Annotated in this window: 18 protein-coding genes; 6 read left to right on the top strand and 12 right to left on the bottom strand. The window is 28.5% G+C overall.

Going from position 1 to position 21280, the window contains the following annotated elements:
• The first annotated feature begins 184 nt into the window (after positions 1-184).
• The 4 genes from ACPKM0_RS04690 to ACPKM0_RS04675 all read left to right on the top strand — a co-directional run bounded on the left by ACPKM0_RS04690 (position 185) and on the right by ACPKM0_RS04675 (position 4098).
• The gene (locus ACPKM0_RS04690; protein WP_472473788.1) at positions 185-973 is read left to right on the top strand and encodes an electron transfer flavoprotein subunit beta/FixA family protein; all 789 of its coding nucleotides are present in this window, start codon (positions 185-187) and stop codon (positions 971-973) included.
• Positions 973-1980 carry an electron transfer flavoprotein subunit alpha/FixB family protein gene (locus ACPKM0_RS04685; RefSeq protein WP_472473786.1) on the top strand — a complete coding sequence of 336 codons (1008 nt, stop codon included), beginning with the start codon at positions 973-975 and terminating at the stop codon, positions 1978-1980. Before ACPKM0_RS04690 ends, ACPKM0_RS04685 begins: the two co-directional genes overlap by 1 nt.
• A gap of 159 nt (positions 1981-2139) precedes the next feature.
• Positions 2140-3510 carry an FAD-binding oxidoreductase gene (locus ACPKM0_RS04680; protein WP_472473784.1) on the top strand — a complete coding sequence of 457 codons (1371 nt, stop codon included), beginning with the start codon at positions 2140-2142 and terminating at the stop codon, positions 3508-3510.
• A gap of 21 nt (positions 3511-3531) precedes the next feature.
• Positions 3532-4098 (top strand): glycerol-3-phosphate responsive antiterminator, encoded by a 567-nt coding sequence (locus tag ACPKM0_RS04675; protein WP_472473782.1) that lies wholly within the window; start codon positions 3532-3534, stop codon positions 4096-4098.
• A 42-nt stretch (positions 4099-4140) separates the two neighbouring features.
• On the opposite strand, the gene surE is transcribed toward ACPKM0_RS04675, so the two are convergent.
• Genes surE through ACPKM0_RS04640 form a run of 7 tightly spaced genes read right to left on the bottom strand, consistent with a single transcriptional unit; the run spans position 4141 to position 11710 of the window.
• On the bottom strand, positions 4141-4950 hold the full coding sequence (surE, locus tag ACPKM0_RS04670; RefSeq protein WP_472473780.1) for a 5'/3'-nucleotidase SurE: 810 nt from the start codon (positions 4948-4950) through the stop codon (positions 4141-4143).
• Between the two features lie 14 nt (positions 4951-4964).
• Positions 4965-5903: an FAD-binding protein gene (locus ACPKM0_RS04665; protein WP_472473778.1), complete on the bottom strand. Its 939-nt coding sequence runs from the start codon at positions 5901-5903 to the stop codon at positions 4965-4967.
• Complete coding sequence (locus ACPKM0_RS04660) at positions 5900-6685, bottom strand: electron transfer flavoprotein subunit beta/FixA family protein (RefSeq protein ID WP_472473776.1); 786 nt, start codon at positions 6683-6685, stop codon at positions 5900-5902. The genes ACPKM0_RS04665 and ACPKM0_RS04660 overlap by 4 nt, the downstream gene beginning before the upstream one ends.
• On the bottom strand, positions 6685-8136 hold the full coding sequence (locus tag ACPKM0_RS04655; protein WP_472473774.1) for an FAD-binding oxidoreductase: 1452 nt from the start codon (positions 8134-8136) through the stop codon (positions 6685-6687). Before ACPKM0_RS04655 ends, ACPKM0_RS04660 begins: the two co-directional genes overlap by 1 nt.
• 22 nt (positions 8137-8158) lie before the next feature.
• Complete coding sequence (locus tag ACPKM0_RS04650) at positions 8159-9592, bottom strand: FGGY-family carbohydrate kinase (RefSeq protein ID WP_472473773.1); 1434 nt, start codon at positions 9590-9592, stop codon at positions 8159-8161.
• Between the two features lie 36 nt (positions 9593-9628).
• Positions 9629-10891: an MFS transporter gene (locus ACPKM0_RS04645; RefSeq protein ID WP_472473771.1), complete on the bottom strand. Its 1263-nt coding sequence runs from the start codon at positions 10889-10891 to the stop codon at positions 9629-9631.
• 36 nt (positions 10892-10927) lie between these two features.
• Positions 10928-11710 (bottom strand): SDR family oxidoreductase, encoded by a 783-nt coding sequence (locus ACPKM0_RS04640; RefSeq protein ID WP_472473769.1) that lies wholly within the window; start codon positions 11708-11710, stop codon positions 10928-10930.
• A gap of 468 nt (positions 11711-12178) precedes the next feature.
• Here ACPKM0_RS04640 and ACPKM0_RS04635 point away from each other — a divergent pair, with 468 nt between their 5' ends.
• Positions 12179-13411 carry an FMN-binding protein gene (locus ACPKM0_RS04635; protein WP_472473767.1) on the top strand — a complete coding sequence of 411 codons (1233 nt, stop codon included), beginning with the start codon at positions 12179-12181 and terminating at the stop codon, positions 13409-13411.
• A 25-nt stretch (positions 13412-13436) separates the two neighbouring features.
• Here the strand turns inward: ACPKM0_RS04635 and cdd are convergent, their stop codons facing one another.
• The 3 genes from cdd to ACPKM0_RS04620 all read right to left on the bottom strand — a co-directional run bounded on the left by cdd (position 13437) and on the right by ACPKM0_RS04620 (position 17722).
• Positions 13437-14588, bottom strand: a complete 1152-nt coding sequence (gene cdd, locus ACPKM0_RS04630; RefSeq protein WP_472473765.1) for a cytidine deaminase — start codon at positions 14586-14588, stop codon at positions 13437-13439.
• Positions 14589-14657: 69 nt separating this feature from the next.
• Positions 14658-16058, bottom strand: coding sequence for a dihydroorotase (locus ACPKM0_RS04625; protein ID WP_472473763.1), 1401 nt, complete (start codon positions 16056-16058; stop codon positions 14658-14660).
• A 143-nt stretch (positions 16059-16201) separates the two neighbouring features.
• Positions 16202-17722, bottom strand: coding sequence for a glycine hydroxymethyltransferase (locus ACPKM0_RS04620; protein ID WP_472473761.1), 1521 nt, complete (start codon positions 17720-17722; stop codon positions 16202-16204).
• Positions 17723-17963: 241 nt separating this feature from the next.
• Between ACPKM0_RS04620 and ACPKM0_RS04615 the strand changes: the two genes are divergently transcribed.
• A complete protein-coding gene (locus ACPKM0_RS04615; RefSeq protein ID WP_472473759.1) occupies positions 17964-19346 on the top strand; it encodes a sodium-dependent transporter in 1383 nt (460 codons plus the stop codon).
• Between the two features lie 47 nt (positions 19347-19393).
• On the opposite strand, the gene ACPKM0_RS04610 is transcribed toward ACPKM0_RS04615, so the two are convergent.
• Both ACPKM0_RS04610 and arsB read right to left on the bottom strand, forming a co-directional pair.
• On the bottom strand, positions 19394-19969 hold the full coding sequence (locus ACPKM0_RS04610; RefSeq protein ID WP_472473757.1) for a DNA-3-methyladenine glycosylase I: 576 nt from the start codon (positions 19967-19969) through the stop codon (positions 19394-19396).
• Positions 19970-20111: 142 nt separating this feature from the next.
• The gene (gene arsB / locus ACPKM0_RS04605; RefSeq protein WP_472473755.1) at positions 20112-21152 is read right to left on the bottom strand and encodes an ACR3 family arsenite efflux transporter; all 1041 of its coding nucleotides are present in this window, start codon (positions 21150-21152) and stop codon (positions 20112-20114) included.
• Positions 21153-21280: the final 128 nt, after the last annotated feature.

Below are 21280 nucleotides of genomic sequence, written 5' to 3'. Positions count from 1 at the left end.
ATAAAAATATTAATAAACTACAAAATAAACTATTAAGTATATTTATACTCATACGAGTACAAATATACTTATTCTATACAAAATTACATAATAATTTTATCTTTTTTCCTTTATTTCAAAAACTTTTATTGATATAATTATTGCAATAATATTTTTTAAGAACTCAAAAATTTAGGATAAAAAAATGAATATTCTTGTGTGTATAAAACAAGTACCAAATACTGATAAAATTAAAATTGATAAAGAGAAAAACACCTTAATCAGAGAAGGTGTTGAATCAATTATTAATCCTTTTGATACATATGCAATTGAATTTGCAAATAGAATTAAAGATGAAAATAGTGATACTAAAATAACAGTAATTACAATGGGACCAAAACAAGCTACAAAAGCTTTACAATCGGCTTATGCTCTAGGAGTTGACTTCGCTTATTTAATAACTGACAGAAAATTTGGTGGATCAGATACATTAGCTACAAGTTATATATTATCAAAAAGCATTAAATATATTGAAAAAGAAAGAGAAGTTTTTGACTTAATATTATGTGGGAAACAAGCTATTGATGGAGATACAGCACAAGTTGGACCAGAATTAGCTGAACATCTTAACTATCCACAAGTTACTTATGTTAGAGAATTAAAAGTTAAAGATGATTATTTTATTGTTAAAAAAGAAACAGATGAAGGTTATCAAATATTAGAAGTTCCTAAGAAAAGTTTAATGACTATAACAAAGCCTTCATTTGAACCTAGATTCCCTTCATTATCAATGAAAATGAAAGCAAAGAAAAAAGAAATATTTACAATAGATATTAATTCTTTATCCAATATCGATCAATCAAAGATTGGGTTAAAAGGGTCGCCTACAAAAGTAAAAAAAACATATGTAAATAAAATAGAAAAAGAAAATCATGAAATTACAGGTTCTTCTAAAGAAATCGCTAAACAGATATATAAAATAATAGAGAAATAATGATGAATACAAAAAATAAAGAAATATGGGTATTTATTGAATGTTTCAAAAATGGTCACCCTAAAAATGTCGGTCTTGAATTATTAAATGAAGCAAATCAAATATCTAAAAACAAAAATATAAGTGTAGTTGCAATTGTATTTGGCTATAATATTGATAAAACACTCAATATTGCTCTCCATTCAAAAGCTGAAAAAGTTATTTATATAAAAAGTAAAAAATTAGAAAATTATGAAACACTTACATATGTAAATAATTTCTATAATCTAATAACAAAATATAATCCAGACTCTATTCTAATTGGTGCAACTTCTAATGGTAGAGATATGGCTCCTAGACTATCTTGTAGATTAAACACAGGGCTAACAGCTGATTGTATTAAATTTGAATTTGACGAAAACAATGAAAATATCTTATGGACAAGACCTACTTTTGGTGGGAATTTAATGGCAACTATTATTTGCCCTGACAAAAGACCTCAGATGGGAACTATTAGACCAGGTGTTTTTAAAAAACCGATATTAGACAAAACCTTAAATGGTAAAATAATTGAAGAACACTTTATTAATACTAATAATGAAATAAAACTAATTGAGGAATTTTTAGACACTGAAAATGAAGATATTAATTTAGAAGAAGCTGAAATTATTGTAACTGCAGGATTAGGTGCAAAAAATGAACAAGGAATTAAATTAGTTAGTGATTTAGCCTGTGCTCTTAAAGGGACTCTTGGAGCTTCTAGAGCTGCAGTAGATGCCAATTTAATTTCGAGAATTCATCAAGTTGGACAAACTGGTAAGACAGTAGCACCAAAAATATATATAGCATGTGGAGTCTCTGGAGCAATTCAACATATGGTCGGCATGAAAACTTCAGATAAAATAATTGCCATTAATAATGATGAAGATGCCCCTATTTTTTCAATCGCTGATTACAAAATAGTTGGAGATTTATTTGAAATAATCCCATTATTAATTGAAGAAATAAAGACAAAAAAAACACTTTAACTCAAATGAAAAATATTAAAATTTTATTGACTACTGATAATGTTTATTATACTCTAATTATATAATAAATATACGTTAGAGGTGAAAAACGTTTGCTTATGCAACCAGTTTTTTATCTCTTTTTTTATTGTCAAAATTTATTAGAAAAAGAGGTAAATAATGAAAAATTTAATTATTCCATTTGAAGCTAGATTAAATGAAATACATGACGAATCTTTATACACAGATTATGCAAATTCACACTCTGCACCAACAAACGATTTTGAAGTTTCTCAAATTATAAAAGAATGCAAAAACATAGGTGAAAAAATAACAGTTTGTGGTTCATTGACTGGTCTAAACGGTGCAGCTGTACCATCTAAAGGTCATAGTTTATCAACAATTAATCTTAAAGATATAGAATATAATGAAATTGATAATACTATAAGAATTGGAAGTGGAACAACATTTGAAGAATTAGAAAAAATTATCCTAATAAAAAGCAAAGGAAAAAGAGAATTCCCTGTTTCACCTACCGAAAAAACTGCAACTATCGGTGGAGCAATTTCATTTAACTCATCTGGATTGAGATCTTATAGATTAGGTAATGTTATTGATTATGTAGAAAAAATAAAAGTATGTGATCAAAATGGCAATATTCTAATCATTAATAAAAATGATGAATCATTTAAAGATTTTGTTGGTAGCGAAGGAATGCTTGGTATAATAGTAGAAGTAACACTAAAAACAATAATTAAAAAGAATAGTGCCTGGGGAATAATGTTTTTCTTTGAATCTAATGAAGATTGTACTAATTTTATTAACTATTGTGAATCATTTAACCAAATCCAAGCAATTGAATATGTGGATAAAAATTGTTTTAAGATAACTGAAAAATATAAAAATATAATGTCTAATTTAGAAGCAATCCCTTCAGTAGATGATAAATTTGCTTGTTCCCTCTATTTAGAAATATATGGCAATAACGAAGAGGAAATTGAAGATATTGCTGAAAAATTAATGGAGAAATCAATAGAATACAATAGTGACCCTGATATAGCTTGGGTTGTAAGTCAGGAGGAGATGATCAAATTACAAAGCTTAAGACATGCCATTACTGAGTGTTTTAACATGGAAGTTGCAAAATATAATAATCAAGACTCTAGGATTAAACTTGTAAATATTGATATAAAATGGATTTCTAAAAATAAATTAGAAATTTTAAATTATTATACAGATATATTAAAAGAAACTAATCTAGATTATATAATCTATGGGCATATAGGTAGCAATGCACCATATGTTAATATTTTAACTAAAACTATAGATGAATATTTATTAGCAAATAAAATAGTAGAAATTTGTTATAAGGATGCTATAATGGAGGGGAATTTAATACTATCTGAATTTGGTGTCGGCAAATTAAAAAATAATATATATTGCAATACTGAAAGAATAGATGTAATAAATAAAAAGATGAAAGCAAAACAAAAATATGATTATAATAACTTATTTAACCCTACAAACATGTTTTCAAAAAAAGAGCTATAACCCAACTACAAGGAGAATTCTATGACTACAATGGAAATATTAAGAGAAATAGAAAAAAATCCTATTATTTTAGGGATGAAAAGTGAAGAAGAATATTTTAAGGTAAAAATGAACCCTTCAAAAGTAGTATTTACTCTTTTTGGAAATGTCTCAAATATAATAGAAATAATTCACAAACTAAAAGCAATGAATAAATTAGTCTTTGTTAACGTTGATATGGTAAGTGGTTTTTCTAGTAAAAATAGTGTTATTGATTTTTTAATCAATAATTCAAATATTGATGGAATAATTAGCAATAAACCTCAATTACTTAAATACGCTAAACATAAAGGTCTTTTTACTATTCATCGCTTCTTTATATTAGATTCTAGTTCATGGAGAATTATTGAATCACAAATAAAAATAAGTAATGCAGATATAATAAATATAGCACCAGGATGGACTAAGATTATCCAATGGACTGTTGAAAAATATAAAAAGCCTGTTATTGCATCAGGTCTTGTATGTGATAAACCAATTGTATTAGAAAACCTAAAAGCTGGAGCAATTGCAATTTGTTCAACAAACCATGATGTTTGGGATCTTTAATTATTAATAAAAATTTTCTTTATTTTGATATGCAAATTATCATTAACAAAAAATATTTTTTTCTTTTAAGAAAGATTTAAAAGTAAAGTCCCCTTCTATTGGGGTAACTGATGTAATATTTTCAACACATACAGAATATATATCTGAACCTTTTTCTATATCATCAAAATTAGTTCTTTTTAATGATGGTAATTTATAAGGTTTATTCATTACTCTTTCTTTTGGTTTTATAAATTCAAAAAGTTCTTTTTTGCTTTGATTTGTATATTTATAATCATATAAGTTTTCTGGATTTTCAGGGACATTAATATTAATTATAGGCGCTTTAAAGGGAATTCCTTCTTTTAATACTTTATCGGTCCAAAATGAAATAACTTTTTTTGCGATATCCCAATTTAATGGTGCATAATCTCTATTATTAATAATATCTAATTCAGTTGGTCTTGATATAGCTAAAGTTGGAATATCGAAATCAGCTGCTTGTAATGCAGCTCCTATTGTACCACTATAGGATAAAGTCTTACCTAAATTTTCACCATAGTTTATACCACTTATGCACAAATCAGGCTTTTTAGTACTAATCTCTTTAACAGCATAGGCCACAGCATAGGCAGGAGAAGAATTTACAGAATATCCCTTAAATTCCCCTTTTTTTGTTATTATTTCAACTTCTTCAACAACTCCTAAATTATCATGTCTCGGATAAGATCTGCCCATTGAAGTTTGCTGTCTATCTGGTGCAACAATTAACAATTCTCCAAATTTTGAAACAGCCTCACAAAGTGCTGCTAAACCTGGAGATAATATTCCATCATCATTAACTAATAATATTAAAGGTTTTTCGTTATTCATAATTAACTATATATTTAATTCAATTCTTTTAAATAAGTAAATATAGAAGGCAATACCTTTTTATAATCTTCTATAATATTACTGTTTGATAAAGAAATAATAGAAGCATCTTCATCAACATTTATGGATAATATGTATTCACTATTTTCAATGCCTACATAAAAGGCTGCAGCACCAGATACTCCAATAGTTATACAAATTTTTGGAGAGAAAATATTACCCGATACTCCAATTATTTCACTTAAAGTTCCCCAACCCCGCATTGCTATAGGCCTTGATACACCAAAAGAAAAACCATTTATTTGAGAAAAAGATCTAATATTATCAATCTCTTGTTTAGAATTAACTCCCATTCCTACAGCTATTAATATATCAGATTCTATCAAATCATCTGCATTTTGTATTAACTGAGAATCTAAAATATAATCATTAGATACAGTAACTTCTATCTCTTTAAGGTTTAATTCTTCATTTAGCTCAATAAACTTATTATATTTATAACCTCTTAAACTAATTACATATTTATCACTAATTAAAAAATCAGCTAATAAATTATTATTATAAGAAAACCTAGTGAAAAGTAAATTTTCATTATCACTAATTATGTTTTGAACATTTGTTACACATTGATAATTTAATGATTTAGCTATCAAAACTGAAAGTTCATTTGCAAAATCATCTTCAGCTATTATAATCCCATTATATTTTTCTATATTTTCTAATAATAATATTTCTTGAGAAACTAAAGATGGAGATAGAAATTCATACTTTTGAAAAAAAACATTACCACAAAAAAATTTACCTAAAAAATCTAAGTTTGAATCACTAAAATAAATATAAGTATCACTTTCAAAACCAATATTTTCGCTTAAAGATTTTAGTGCTTTATGCTGTCTTAGAACTATGTCTAAGTTATTTTTCCCGCCAACATGTAAGATAATTAAATTTTTCATAATTCAATAATCCTCTTTGATAACTCTTTATCTAAGATAGCAGTTATATTTTCATCTCCATCGATTTTATAAATAATGCCTTGACGATTTCTTTTTGGCTTATATATGCTAATAGGTTGATTAAATATAGTTTTTTCTGATTCAACAAAATCAACTTCTTCAATTTTTCGATTTTTGTTTTTCATTCTCTCTTTTAAAGTAGGCATTCTTAACTTACTAATAACAGCATTACCCATCGACAATACACAGGGGAGTTTAATATTTTGAGAATAAATCGAATTATTATTCTCAATTTTTACATTAATAATATTATCATCAATAACTTTAATATCAATAACCGAAGAAATTAAAGGATAATTTAATTTATTAGATACTAATTGAGCTGTTGCAGCATTATTAGATAAAGGGGATTCTTTTCCAATTAAAATTAAATCCTGATTATTTTTTTTAACATATTTAACTATATTCTCAGCAACAGTTTCAGGATTAAAACGAATTTGCATCTCGTCAGCTTCTATCCTAACAACGTTCTCATAGCCTAAAGCTAATAATGACTTTAATGTCATATTAGCAGCACTTTTGCAAATAGTTAAAGCTGATTTATTGATAGAGGTATAATTTTCACTTAATCTAATTGCAAATTCCAAACTACTCTCGTCAAAGCAATTTATTATATTTGGGAGGAAATGGGTATCAACTCCCATTTCCTCATCAATTTCTAAATCTTCTAATTTAACTTTTGTTAAATCAGAATAAATTTTGAAACAAACCAATAAATTCATTATTTCTTTCCATTATAGGGAAGAATAGTTCCAATATTCATAATTCCATTAGGGTCAAAAGCTTCTTTAAGTTTTTTTACCATATATAATGCTGAACCATGCTCTTTATCAATCCAATGAACTCTATGTTTACCAACACCATGATGGTGACACATTGACCCACCTGCTGCTATAGTTTCTTCACAAATAATTTTCTTAATTGGTAAATGATATTTATTTATTTCATCTTCTGGTTTGCAGTCATTTACTTTATACCAATATACAAAGTATAAATTTATACCATTTGAATAACAGTGTGATGCATGAGCACCAAATATTGTTAAATCAGGAATTTCATTAGTAACTCTTTCAACGCAAGTTTGGTAAATAGACTCAACTGCACTCCAAGGAGCAGATATTTCAGTTGTACAACAAACTATATCTGTTTCTAAAACTTCAAGTCTTTCTTCTTCAATACGAGAAGCATCCCAGTTAAGATTTGCGAACCAAGTTTCTATAAGTTTTGTTTCTACAGGAATACACTCAGGATGTTTAGCCATAATCTGCCTAATTCCTTCAGCAGTTGCATGAGAAATTAATTGAGGGCCTTCAGTTACAAAAACTAATACACATTTTTCTGGTGCAAAATGAGAGAAATGTTCTTTACCATCTTCACTATCATATAAACGAGCTACAGATGGTCTATATCCTTCTACCATAACTTCTCTCATTATTTTGAGTCCATCTTCCATTTTATCAAGTGTAAAACCTAAACATTCATGGAATTCAGGATAATATTTCCAAAGTTTAACAGTTACTTTTGTTATAAAATTTGTGGTTCCTTCATTACCTAAAACTACATGACGAATATCTGGACCAGCAGATCTTCTTGGAACTGCTTTAATATCACAAATGGTACCATCTGGGAATACTGTTTCAACCCCAGCTAACATATCTTCCATGCCACCATATAGTGTAGAAAATTGACCAATAGATCTTGTTGCTACTAAACCTCCCATCATTGCAATAGGTTTTGATTGAGGAGAATGTCCTGTAGTAAAACCTAATTTTCTACAAGCATCTTCTAAATCTTCTAGAACTACACCACACTCTGCAGTTGCTTGCATATTAATTGGATCAATATCAATAATTTTATTCATATTTGAGCCATCAAGAACAATTGAATTTTTAACGATAGTTTCTAGACCACCTTCTGTTGCACTATGTCCAGTTCTTGGAACAACATTTATTTTTTTAGCATTACAGAAACGTAAAACATTTGATACTTCTTCAGCATTATTTACAAATACAACAGCTGCAGGTAATGGATTTGTAAAAACTTTATTATAACCTTCATATTTTCTAAATCTATCATGAGTTGCATCTTCTAACACTTCTCTATCTAGAACTACATTATCTACTCCAACAAATTGTTGCATAGCTTCAACAATTTTTTCTCTAGTAATTTCCATTAAGGAACTCCTTTTCTATTATCTACTTGAATATTTTATATATTTCTTTATTAATAGGATCTGAATATTCTTTAATATTTCTATAAATATTCTTTTCTACTTGTTTATATAGTTCTATATTCTCTTCATTTGGTTCAAAACGATTTTTTATCCTAACCATATTTTTAACAGCAGTTTCATAGTCACTATAAAGATTAACACCAACTGCTGCGCAAATAGCAGCTCCGATACCTGCAGCATTATTTACTTCATTTCTGTGTGTTGGCATACCAAATACATCAGCAAAAATTCTCATAAATAACTCAGAATTAGAACCTCCACCAGAAATAATCAAATGGTCTGGTTTATAACCCATTTCATTAAACATATCTTCCATGCTCATATGAATAGTCATTGCTATTGCTTCTAAAATTGATCGATAAATATGAGCTCTTTTATGTCTACCATCAAAACCAATCATTAAGGCTTTTCTATAATGCATTCCAACTGGAGCCATAAATTCTGGAACAGTAATTAATCCATCACTTCCTGGTGGAATTTCTTTTGCTTCAAGATCTAATAAAGATTCAACAATACAGTTTTCTTGGTTTGCGAATTCTTCCCAAGGGATACCTAAAATTTCTTTAAACCAAGAAACACTCCACATTCCTCTCCTTATACCTTGCATGCCTTCATATAAATATTTATGTGGGATAGCAGATAAATTTGACCAATAATGTTTAGCACTATCATTAAATTCATGACCGTTAATCATTCCTCCAATATAAGTACCTAAAGAAACTAAGCATGAAGTATCATCTATAATTCCTGCACCTAAACCTTCAGTTGCTTTATCATTTGCTGTTGCTATAACAGGACATCCCACAGGAAAGCCTGTATCTAAAGAAGCTTTTTCAGTAATTTTCCCTAATTCTTCACCAGGCATTACTAAATCAAATAAATTTTCCCTTGTAATATTATAAGGTTTATAATCTTCTTCATTTTCACTCCAAGACCAAGTCTCTTTATTAAAAGGACCATAAACTCCTTCATAATTTGCAGCAGTATCTTTTAACTCTCCAGTTAATCTAACTGTCAAATAAGCAGTTGTAGTTGCAATATATTGAAAATTTGGAATATTTCCTGGATAAGGTTTTTCTAATCTTTTATCCATCCAATTTATTATTGGTGCGACTAACATTCCCTCTTTATCTAAATAAGATCTACAACATCTTATGCTACCAAGACCAATTCCTATAATATCTTTTGGGTCATATGGGAATTCATTCATTAATTTCCTACAAGTTAATTTTAAAGAATCCCATAAATCATCTGCTGGATGTTCAGCAGTATCTGCATCAGGTGAATATAAAGGGCTGAGGAGAGTTTTCTCCTCACAAACAATATTACCCTTTTCATCAAATATACTTACTTTTGTACTTTGGGTTCCACCATCAATGCCCACTAAATAACTCATTCTATTTTTCTCCTAAACTTATTCTAGAATTTTTTGTTATGCTTTTGCAGCATCTGCAACTTTAGTTGCAGCAATTTGTTCTTTATTCTTTTTGTTATGACGCATTAATAGAAGAACAAATACTAAACCAACAAGCATTGTGATTAACATATATGTAAATACCATTTTATAACCTGGTGCTCCAGGATATTTATCTAACCAACTACCAATTAAAGTTGGATTAAAGAAGTCAGGGGAGAAGCCAATAAACATTGCTAAACCAGCAACTGTACCATATATGGATTTAGGAGTTCCAGCTTCTCCAATAATTGCATAATACATACCCCTCATACCATAAATAGCAAATGAAGAAGTAACTAAGATAATAACAATAACTGCTGCAGCTGTTCCAGTTGGAACTATTAAAAGAGCTGCTAAACAAAGAGCAAATAATGTTCCAAAAATTCCAATAAGAGCTGCACATCTACCACCCCAATGTTGTGAAATAAAGCCACTTAATGGAGCTGCAAATAATCTTGCAACATCTTTTCTTATAATTCCAACATATCCTGCTAATACTGCACTAAAACCTAATACTTGTTGTGTATATGGTTGCATATATGATGAAGCTGAATATACTGAGTAAACACAGAAGATAGTACCAGCACATAACCAAGTTGCAGGATATTTTGCTGCTTTTCCCATATCTTTTAAGATACCAACACTACTTGTTGCTTCAGCATCAGAATTATCTGGCATAAAGAACCATGAAATAATACCACAAATGATTGATAAAATTGACATAACTACAATAACTGCACCAATTCCACCCATTGCTTTAAATACTTGCATTAATCCAAGCCACATTACAATAACAAATACACCTCTAACACCTTCGAAATAACCAAAAACTTTTCCTTGTCCATCTTTCTTTTCTAATAATGAAATAGCTTTTGTCATTGTAGGCCAGAATAAACCAATATTAGTTATTGCCCAAAGACCATGAATAATCATAACAGAAACGAATCCAGGGCCAGTTGATAACCATAAACCTAAAAGACCACAACCAATGGCTGAAACAGTAAATAATATTTTATGGGAAACTCTATCAGCAATCCAACCACCTGGGATATATAAGAACATTGATAATAAACCAAACAAACTTGCTGACATACCAAAGTGAGTATTATCTTGACCTAAAAATTCTCTAAGTGGTTCGTATAATGCCCATCTTAAATAAGGTAATTCTGTTATTACACCTGTTGTTAAACAAATAACGGCAAAAACAACCCATTTACTTGCACTCTTACTTTCTTTCATCTTTTTTTCCTTTTGTTTTTTTTACTTAGTAAGCTATTATCTTACTAAATATCCTCCATCTACAGTTAAAACTGTTCCATTTACATAATTTGAAGCATCACTTGCTAAGAACACACATGGACCCATTAAATCATAAACATCACCCCATCTATTTGCTGGAACGTGATTTAATATAGTTCTGCTTGCTTTTTCATTAGCTCTTGTATCTGCTGTTAATTTAGTTGCAAAATAACCAGGAGCTATTGTGTTTACTTGAATATTGAATTGTGCTAATTCATCACACATTGCTTTACTTAATCCAGAAATACCGTGTTTAGTTGCAGCATAAGCTGGATCCCATTGGCCACCTAAGAAAGTAAACAAAGAACCAATGTTTATAATTTTACCTCTATTTTGAGGAATCATATATTGAATAGCTTCATGAGTCATTTCAAAAGCAGCTGATAGATTAAGTGCTACAACTTTATCCCAACTATCTTTTTTAAATTCTCTAACATTTTCAATGTTAATACCTCTTCCTGCACAGTTGATTAAAATATCAATACTACCATAAGTATCAACACAATCTTTTACAACTCTTTTGCATTCACCTTCTGCTGTGATATCTGCAAGAACAAGTTTGTATTTAACTCCACATTCTTCAATTATTTGTTGAGTTTCACCCTCATCATCCAATAATGATACTGCCATAATATTAGCACCTGCTTTTGCTAAAGCTGTAGCAAAACCTTGTCCTAAACCAGAGTTTCCTCCTGTAACTAATGCGTTTTTTCCTTTTAATGAAAAAAGTCCTAGTTCAAACTCCTTAATATCATGCATTTTTTCCTCCTAATTTAATCGCCCGTATTAAATTTTAAGCAAATAAAAAACGAGGAAAACGAGCCTATCAAAAATACACCTATGGCATTTTAAATAAACTTATTTTCCTCGTTTTTCCACTCTAACGATTAAATATTATTATCTATAAATTTACATTATCAAACAAAATATGAGTTGTCAAGAATTTTTTTTATGTAGAAATTTTGTTTAAAAAAACGCAAGATTATTAATACTTTACAATGGAAAATAAACCTTTATATTTATTTCAAACTGTTTAAAATACTCCTATATAGACAATTAATAAACTCCTATATATAGTATTTTACATAATTTACATAAAGTACAATTAAACAACACAAAATTTATTCTTAAATATCTTTTTTTTATATTAATTATAGAATATATTTTCTATGTAAATATTTATATATAATATATTTATATTTAAACTACAATTTAAGGACATAATAAATGACATTTTTATACAGTATTATTTTTTCTATTATATATATCGCAATTTTTTATAAGTCGATTAAAAAAAAGAAAAATATTCATTACATAGCTATATCTATTTTAAGTATAGCAACAATCATTTTTAATTCATTTCAATTTGAAAATATTATTATTAGCAACATTCTAAGAGTTGTTAATCGAGGCTTCATTTCACTAGCTTTATTCACAATAGTAATGTTTATCGGCGCATTAAATAAAAACTCAAAAATATATAAAAAGCTAATACCTATTAGGACTCAATTATCGATTATAGCATCTATAATTACAATTCCTCATATTTTCACTTTATATCAAAAATGTATATTTGATATTTTAGATTTAAAAGTTACAGGAATTATAACATTAATAATTTTCATATTTTTTGTTATATTATTTATTACTTCTTTTAAATACTTCAAGATAAAATTAAAGGGGAAAAACTGGAAAAAAGTACAAAGATTAGCATACCCTTTCTTTTTTCTAACATTCCTTCATGTATTTTCAGTAACAGCTTTACATATATCTAGAGCAGGCACTTCAGCAATTATAGATTTAAGTATTTATTCATTCGTTTTCTTACTTTATTTTATACTTAGATTAAACCTAGCTAGAAAAAAAAGTAATAAAAAATACTATTTATTTATTCAAATAATAGTAATTATTTTCTTTATCATTATGCCAATAAAAGCTATTAAACAAAGTAACCAAATGCAGTTAAGTAATGAAGCAATTGTTTTTGATGAGAATACCTCAAGTTTAAACACACAAACAAGAGAGCAATCTCAAATTAGAACTAATCAAGAAGATGATACAGAATCATCTAACAATGAAATACTATTAGAATCAAATGATAATATAATTGAAGAAACTAAAGACATTGAAATAGAAAGTGAAAGTGAAAATTCTATTGAAGAGAGTAAATTAGTTAGTGAAAATAAGATTTATAATGATGGTGTGTATGTTGATATGGCGAGAGGTTATAGAGATTATATATCAATGGCTGTAACCATTGAAAATGATATAATTACTGATTTAGAAGTAGATTACAATAGAGATGATGCTAGATTTTTTGATATGGCATACGACACTATAGTTGAAGAAATTTTAGAAAAACAATCTACTGATGTTGATGCTGTAAGTAGAGCTACATATTCATCTAATGGTATTATTAATGCAATTAAAAATGCTTTAGAGCAAGCAAAAATAAAATAGTGCCCAAAGGCACTATTATATATAGCTATTTTAAAACAAAAGGGTTGGGTAATAAATCTATAAACTTATAGGTTTCATGAACCCCTTTTGTTTGATCTTTAGCATATTCAATATCTACTAAATGTATTTCTGTATCACTTTTAGAAAACTCACTCAATACTTGTAAGCAAAGAGCACAAGGGGGTGCTGGTGGATTATCTTGTGTTACAACTACAATCATTTTAATTCCAGTTTCACCTTCTTTTGCTAACATCGACATAATAGCACCACGTTCTGCACAAATAGTTGCTCCAAAACTTGCATTTTCAACATTACATCCAGGATATATATTATTTGTTTTTGCACTTACTACTGCAGCTCCTACATTATAATGAGAATAAGGAGTATATGCATTTTTCCTTGCTTTATAAGCTATTTTTATCGCATCAGCCAATAGCTTATCATGTGGCAAAGGATATTGTTTTTCAAAACATTTAACAGCTCCGTATTGAATTCTATCATCTTTAATACATTCTTCTAAAAAATCAGTTAATTGTTCTTTTGAATCAAAATCATCAATAGCATTAAAGTCTTCAAAAACAAACATTGCTCCTCTTTCTAAAAGATCAGATTCTTCACAATTAGTAGATAAAGCCATAACATTACATTTAGCTCTATTTGCTGCAGTTACACCTAATAAACTATCTTCAAATACTATACAATTTTCATATGGAACTTTTAAATTTAATGCTGCATATTGATATATATGTGGCTCAGGTTTATTTTTTACCATATTTTCACCAGATACGACTAAATCAAAATAATCTTCTCCAAGACCTAATGCATTTAAATTTTTAATTATTTTCTTTTTTCTTGCACTTGAAACTATTGCAATCTTAATACCAGCATCTTTTGCTTGTTTTACAAACTTGAGAGCCCCTTTAACAAGTGGAATATCACTTTCATAATATCTGTTATAAATTTTATTAAAAGTGCTTTCGAAATCAACTGTTTTATTTTGTAATTTTGCAACATTATCAACAAAATATTTATCTCCGCCACCCATGAAAGGAATAATATCTTCCATTGTTACATTTATACCTAATTCAGCAAAAACTTCTATTGATATTTTTCCAATAACTTTTTCTGAATCAACTAAAACACCATCTAAATCAAATAATATTGCTTCAATATTCATTTATCGTTGCCTCTATAGATAATTTAAGCCAAGGCTTTACACCTTGGCATATTTTTTTTATATCGAATTTTACATCCAATATGTTTTTTGTTGATGAATTTCTTTTTGTTTTACAAATAATCCATCACCAGGGATACCTAAGTATACATCTTCACTCATTATTAATCGACCCCTTAGGTAAGTAGCTTTTACTTTACCACTTACTTCAAACCCATCATATGCTGAATATTTTGCAGCAGAATGGATATTCTCATTTTCAATAACCCAAGTTTCATCAGGATCAAATAAAACAATATCTGCATCAGCTCCAGCTCTCAAATTTCCTTTTTGTGGATATAATCCAAAGGCTTTTGCAGGACCTGTAGATAATAAATTTACAACTTGAGATAAACCAAATGCTCCATGGCTATATGCAAAAGTATTTAACAATACTAACAATTCTTCGGTTCCAGGAATACCAGGGAAGATTGTTCTACAATCATCACTTTCTAATTTTTGGTCATATGTAAATGTACAATGATCTGTTGCAACAACTTGAATTTCACCATGTCGAAGTGCTTCTTGTAATGCTAAATTATCTTCTGTATTTCTAAGTGGTGGTGTCATTACATATAATGGACCTTTATCCCCTTCTAGTTTACTTCTATCTAAGAATAAATAATGTGGAGTTGTTTCTACTAAAACATCTAATCCTTCATCTCTATATTTTCTTATGACTTCTAAGCCTTTCTTAGAAGATAGATGAACAACATACAATCCCATATCTAATTCAAGAGCTATTTTTGCTACAGTTTCAATGCCTCTAGCTTCAACTTCACTAGGTCTTAAATCAGCATGATCTTCAGCCCTATATTCGCCTTCCCATTCATCACTTATTTTAGTAACTAAAGCATCATCTTCGCAATGAACACAAACTAGCATATCTAAAGCTTTGCATTGTTTAAATAATTCTCTAAGCTCATCCGGATTATCAATTAAATATCCAACATTTTTATAAGTTGTAAATATTTTAATTGTACTTATACCTGATTCTTTTAACTGTGCTAATTCTTTTTCAACACCTGGTCTATATGCATAAACACCTTGATGTAAAGAAAAATCAATAGCCATTGATTTTTGCATAGCTTTCATTCTTGACTTTGCACAAGCTTTTAAATCACCTTTTTTATCATCATCTGCAAAATCAACTACGGTAGTTACTCCACCAAAAGCTGCTAATTTACTTCCTTCTTCAAATGAATCAGCTGTTACTGTACCTCGACTTACTAAATGATAATGTGTATGGGCATCAATTAGTCCAGGAAGAACACATAATCCATCTGCTTGAACAATTTCTGTTCCAGGTGGAAGACTATCTTCACTAATCTTGTTAGCTATTTTAACAATCTTAGGTCCATCTACTAAAATATCTGCATGTCTAGTCCATTCAGTATCAACTAATAGACCGCCTTGTATTAATAATGTACTCATAGCTTTATAATACTACTGTTTTATTTCTTTTAAAAGAAAAAAATGCAACAAAAAACAACTAAAATAACTATTAAATGTTATTAAATAAATAAAGGGGTTATTGTAAAAACAACAACCCCTATATAATAACGAAATTATATCAATTAATTATTTAATGGAAAATTCTTTTGTAAAAATTCTAAATCTAGTGAAGGATATAAAACAAATTTATTTAATAAAGCTTCAACTCTTTTTTTCATTTCAACTCTAACTTCTTCTTTACAAACGGCTTTTGCTTTAGAAGGTTTTCCTGCATTTTTACCTTTCTTTAATATAGTAGGAGTAGAGTTCTTTAATACTGTAGAAATAATTTCTGCTATTTCTACCATCTCTTCTTTTCCCATATTAAGGGAAGTAACAGCTGGAGTACCAATTCTTAATCCACTTGTATACCAAGGACCATTTGGATCAAATGGTAAAGCATTTCTATTTAAAGTGATACCAGCAGTTCTAAGAACAAACTCTGCTTGTTTACCATTTAAATCAAAATTAGTTACGTCTAATAGCATTAAATGATTATCAGTACCACCTGTTGCAACTTTAACACCTCTTTCAATAAAAGCATTAGCTAAAACATTTGAATTTTCAACAATCTTTTTAGCATAATCTTTATATGAATCACTTAAAGCTTCAGTAAATGCTACAGTTTTTGCAGCCATTACATGAGGAAGTGGACCACCAATTACAAGAGGACAACCTTTATCTACTGCTTCTTTAAATTCTTCTTTACATAAAACCATTCCACCTCTAGGGCCTCTTAGAGTTTTATGAGTAGTTGTAGTAACTACATCAGCCCAAGGGAAAGGACTAAATTCACCTTCAAAAACACCTCCAGCAACTAATCCAGAGAAGTGAGCCATATCTACCATAAATACTGCACCATTTTCATGAGCAATATCACTTAATTTCTTGAAATTTATTTTTCTAGGATAAGCACTATATCCTGCTAAAAATATTAATGGTTTAATTTCTTTAACCATCTTTTCTAATTCATCATAATCTAATAAACCAGTTTCTTTATTTACAGTATAACTATAAGCATCAAACATTTGTGCTGAAACATTTTGTCTGTATCCATGAGTTAAATGACCACCACTATAGTAGTCCATACCTAATAGACGTTGATTACCAACTGCTTTTCTAACTGAATCCCAATCTTCTCTACTTAAAGCAGAAGGATTAGTGATTCCAATTTCTTCTAATTTTGGAACTTGAACCTTATGATTTAATATTGCCCAATAAGCACAAAGATTTGCATCTGCACCACTGTGTGGTTGAACATAAGCATGGTCACAACCAAATAGTTCACAAGCCTTTTCAACTGCTTCAGCTTCAATAGCATCAACATTATCACATCCAGCATAAAATCTATGAAAAGGAAAACCTTCACTGTACTTATCAGTTAATAAATTTCCCATAGCTAATTGTACTGCTTCACTTGAGAAGTTTTCACTTGCTATTAATTTTAAATTAGATCTCTGGTCTGCTAACTCATTTACTATATAAGCAGCAACTGATGGTGATACCTCATTAATTGTTTCTAATGATGCTAAATAAGCAACCATTTTTGCATCTAAACCCTTGTCCAAATTTTCTTTTAGATATGAATCTAGTATTTTGGCCATTTTGTCCCCCAAAAATATATATATACCTTATTTTCTTTTCTATATAAAAAAGTGTCAACACATCTAAATATATAAATTTACATAATATTAAAAAAAAATATTGATTTATTAAAAATAGCATATTAATATAATGAGATTGAATTTATTAATATGTAAATTTTATTTATATAAATTAATGCATTGATTATATTTATATATTTTTTTTTATGTATTAATACTAAAAAATTGAGGAGCATGAAATATGGAGAAAGAAAGAGAATCTCTTAGTAGTAGATTAGGTTTTATTCTACTTTCAGCAGGATGTGCTATAGGATTAGGAAATGTTTGGAGATTCCCTGCAATTACAGGTAAATATGGTGGAGGAGCTTTTGTTCTAATTTACTTATTATTCTTATTAATTTTAGGAACACCAATTATGGTAATGGAATTTGCAATAGGTAGAGCTAGTAAACAAAATATTGCAGGAGCTTTAAAGACTTTAGAACCTAAAGGTACTAAATGGCATTATTATGGACACCTTGCTATTCTTGGGAACTATATATTAATGATGTTCTATACAACTATTTCAGGATGGTTATTTTCTTATATGTTCCACACAGCAACAGGTGATTTTACAAAATTAAATACAGAACAAATAGGATCCTATTTTACAAATATGCTATCAAATCCTGGTTCACAAATCTTTTGGATGATAATTACAGTTGTTTTAGCACTAGGTATTGTAGCTGGTGGTTTAGAAAACAGTGTTGAAAAAGTAACAAAAATAATGATGAGCTTACTTATTGGATTGATGGTAATTTTAGCTATACATTCAATTACATTAGAAGGTGGTAGTGTAGGATTAAAATTCTATTTAGCACCAAATTTTTCTAATTTTACTAAATATGGTTTTGGTGAAACAGTTTTTGCAGCAATGGGACAAGCCTTTTTTACTCTTAGTATCGGTATAGGATCTATGGCAATATTTGGCTCTTACATAGACAAAAAACATACTTTAACTGGTGAAAGCTTAAGAATTATTGGTCTTGATACTTTTGTTGCTATAGTAAGTGGTTTAATTATATTCCCTGCTTGTTTTGCTTTTAATATTGATCCAGGCGCAGGCCCAGGTCTTTTATTTGTTACTTTACCTAATATATTTAATCAAATGGGTGGTGGTAGAATATGGGGAACTTTATTCTTTGTATTTATGAGCTTTGCAGCATTATCAACATTAATTGCAGTATTTGAAAACATCGTATCTTACTGGATTGATATTTGGAAAGTTGATAGAAAGAAAGCAGCAATTATAAATATTTTTGTAATTATAGTACTTTCTCTACCATGTATCTTAGGATTTAATGTATGGTCAGATTTCCAACCATTAGGAGCTGGAACAGGTGTTTTAGATTTAGAGGATTTCTTTGTAAGCACAACACTTTTACCTTTAGGATCTTTAATTTTCTTATTATTTTGTTGCAACAAAAGATACGGTTGGGGCTTTAAGAATTTCTTAAAAGAAGCAGATATTGGAGAAGGGGTAAAATTCCCTAAATGGTCAAGAATTTATGTATCTTACATTTTACCATTAATAGTTTTATTTATCTTTATTCAAGGATATTATAATACTTTTAGTAAAATATAAGAGTTAAATCTAAAAATGGGCTATTAAACAATAGCTCATTTTTTTTATTAACTTTCTGAATTTATTAGTTCATTATATCTAAAACAGTCTATAGTATGATCATTAACCATACCAACTGCTTGCATAAATGAATACATTATTGTAGAACCAACAAACTTAAATCCTCTTTTTTTTAAATCTTTACTTAATTTATCAGAAATATCAGTTTGTATAGGTAACTCATCTAATGTTTTAAATCTATTTATTATGGGACTTCCATCTACATATGACCATAAATAAGAATCTAATGACCCAAATTCTTCTATAATTTCTATAGTTGCTTGTGCATTTGTTATAGCAGATTTTATTTTCAATTTATTTCGAACAATTTTGGGATTATTAATTAATCTCTCAAAATCACCTTCATCATATTTAGCAATCTTATAAAAATCAAAATTATCAAAAGCCTTTCTATAATCTTCTCTTTTTTTTAATATAGTTAACCAACTTAACCCAGCTTGAGCACCTTCTAAAAGAATAAATTCAAATAGAATTTTATCATCATGAACTGGAGTTCCCCATTCTAAATCATGATATTTTATTAACAACTCATTATCAGCACACCAATAACACCGAGTATTCACAAAACACCTCCAATATTAAATTAATTTTCAAACTAATTTATTATATTTTATCTATTTAGAAAAAGCTAATAAAAAACCCTTAAAGTTAAATTAATATGATTAATCTTAACTTAAGGGATAAAAACTAATTTGAATATATATGTTATTTAAACCAAGTTCTCGTATTATTTGCAAACTTTACTAAAATTAACATTAGAGGTACTTCAACTAAAACACCTACAACTGTTGCTAAAGTTGCACCTGAGTTTAATCCAAAAAGAGCAATGGCAACAGCTACAGCTAATTCGAAGAAATTACTTGCACCAATCATTGCTGCAGGAGCTGCAATATTATGAGGTAATTTCCATTTTTTTGCCCATAAATAAGCTACAAAGAAAATTAATATTGTTTGTATAATTAAGGCTATTGCAATTAATAATATATGAAGGGGATTATTTAATATAATATCGCCTTGGAAAGAAAATATTATAATTAATGTTAATAATAGACCAATTATAGTTGTACTATTAAACTTTTTAATAAATACTTCATTAAAATATTTTTCACCATATTTCTTTATAACAAATTTTCTTGATAAAATTCCCGCAGCTAATGGGATTACAACAAATAAAATAACAGATAGGAATAAAGTATCATAAGGAATTACTATATTATTTATACCTAATAAAAAAGCAACAATTGGTGTAAAAGCAAATAATAAAATTAAATCATTAACAGCTACTTGAACAACAGTATAAGCAGGATTTCCTTTTGTTAAATGACTCCAAACAAAAACCATTGCAGTACAAGGGGCGGCACCTAATAAAACAGCCCCAGCAACATATTCATTAGCTAATGAAGATCCAATAAATCTATTAAACACTACCTTTAAAAAGAAACTTGCAATTAAATACATTGTAAATGGTTTAATTAACCAGTTTGTTACACAAGTAATTGCTAAACCTTTTGGATTTTTTGTTGCATTAATAATACTAGTAAAATCAACTTTTAACATCATTGGATAGATCATCAACCAAATTAATATAGCAATAGGAATTGATACATTAGCATATTCTGCTTTACTTAAGGTATTTGGTATATTAGGCAAATATAATCCAATTAGCAATCCTACAACTATGCATAATAAAACCCAAATAGTTAAATATTTTTCAAAAAAACCTATATTACTTGTTTTCTTTTCCATTTCTTAATCCTTGTTTTTTTTGTATTACTATTTACTTATATAACTAGACAATAAATAAATATATTTAACTTATCTTTTAGTAATGCTTCATAATAAAAAAATACAGCCAATTGTTTAGATTGACTGTA

The sequence above is a fragment of the Pleomorphochaeta sp. genome, from assembly GCF_050031695.1.
Classification (GTDB): domain Bacteria; phylum Spirochaetota; class Spirochaetia; order Sphaerochaetales; family Sphaerochaetaceae; genus Pleomorphochaeta.
Note: the sequence above shows the minus strand (reverse complement) of the source record. Positions and strands in the feature narration are given on the sequence as shown.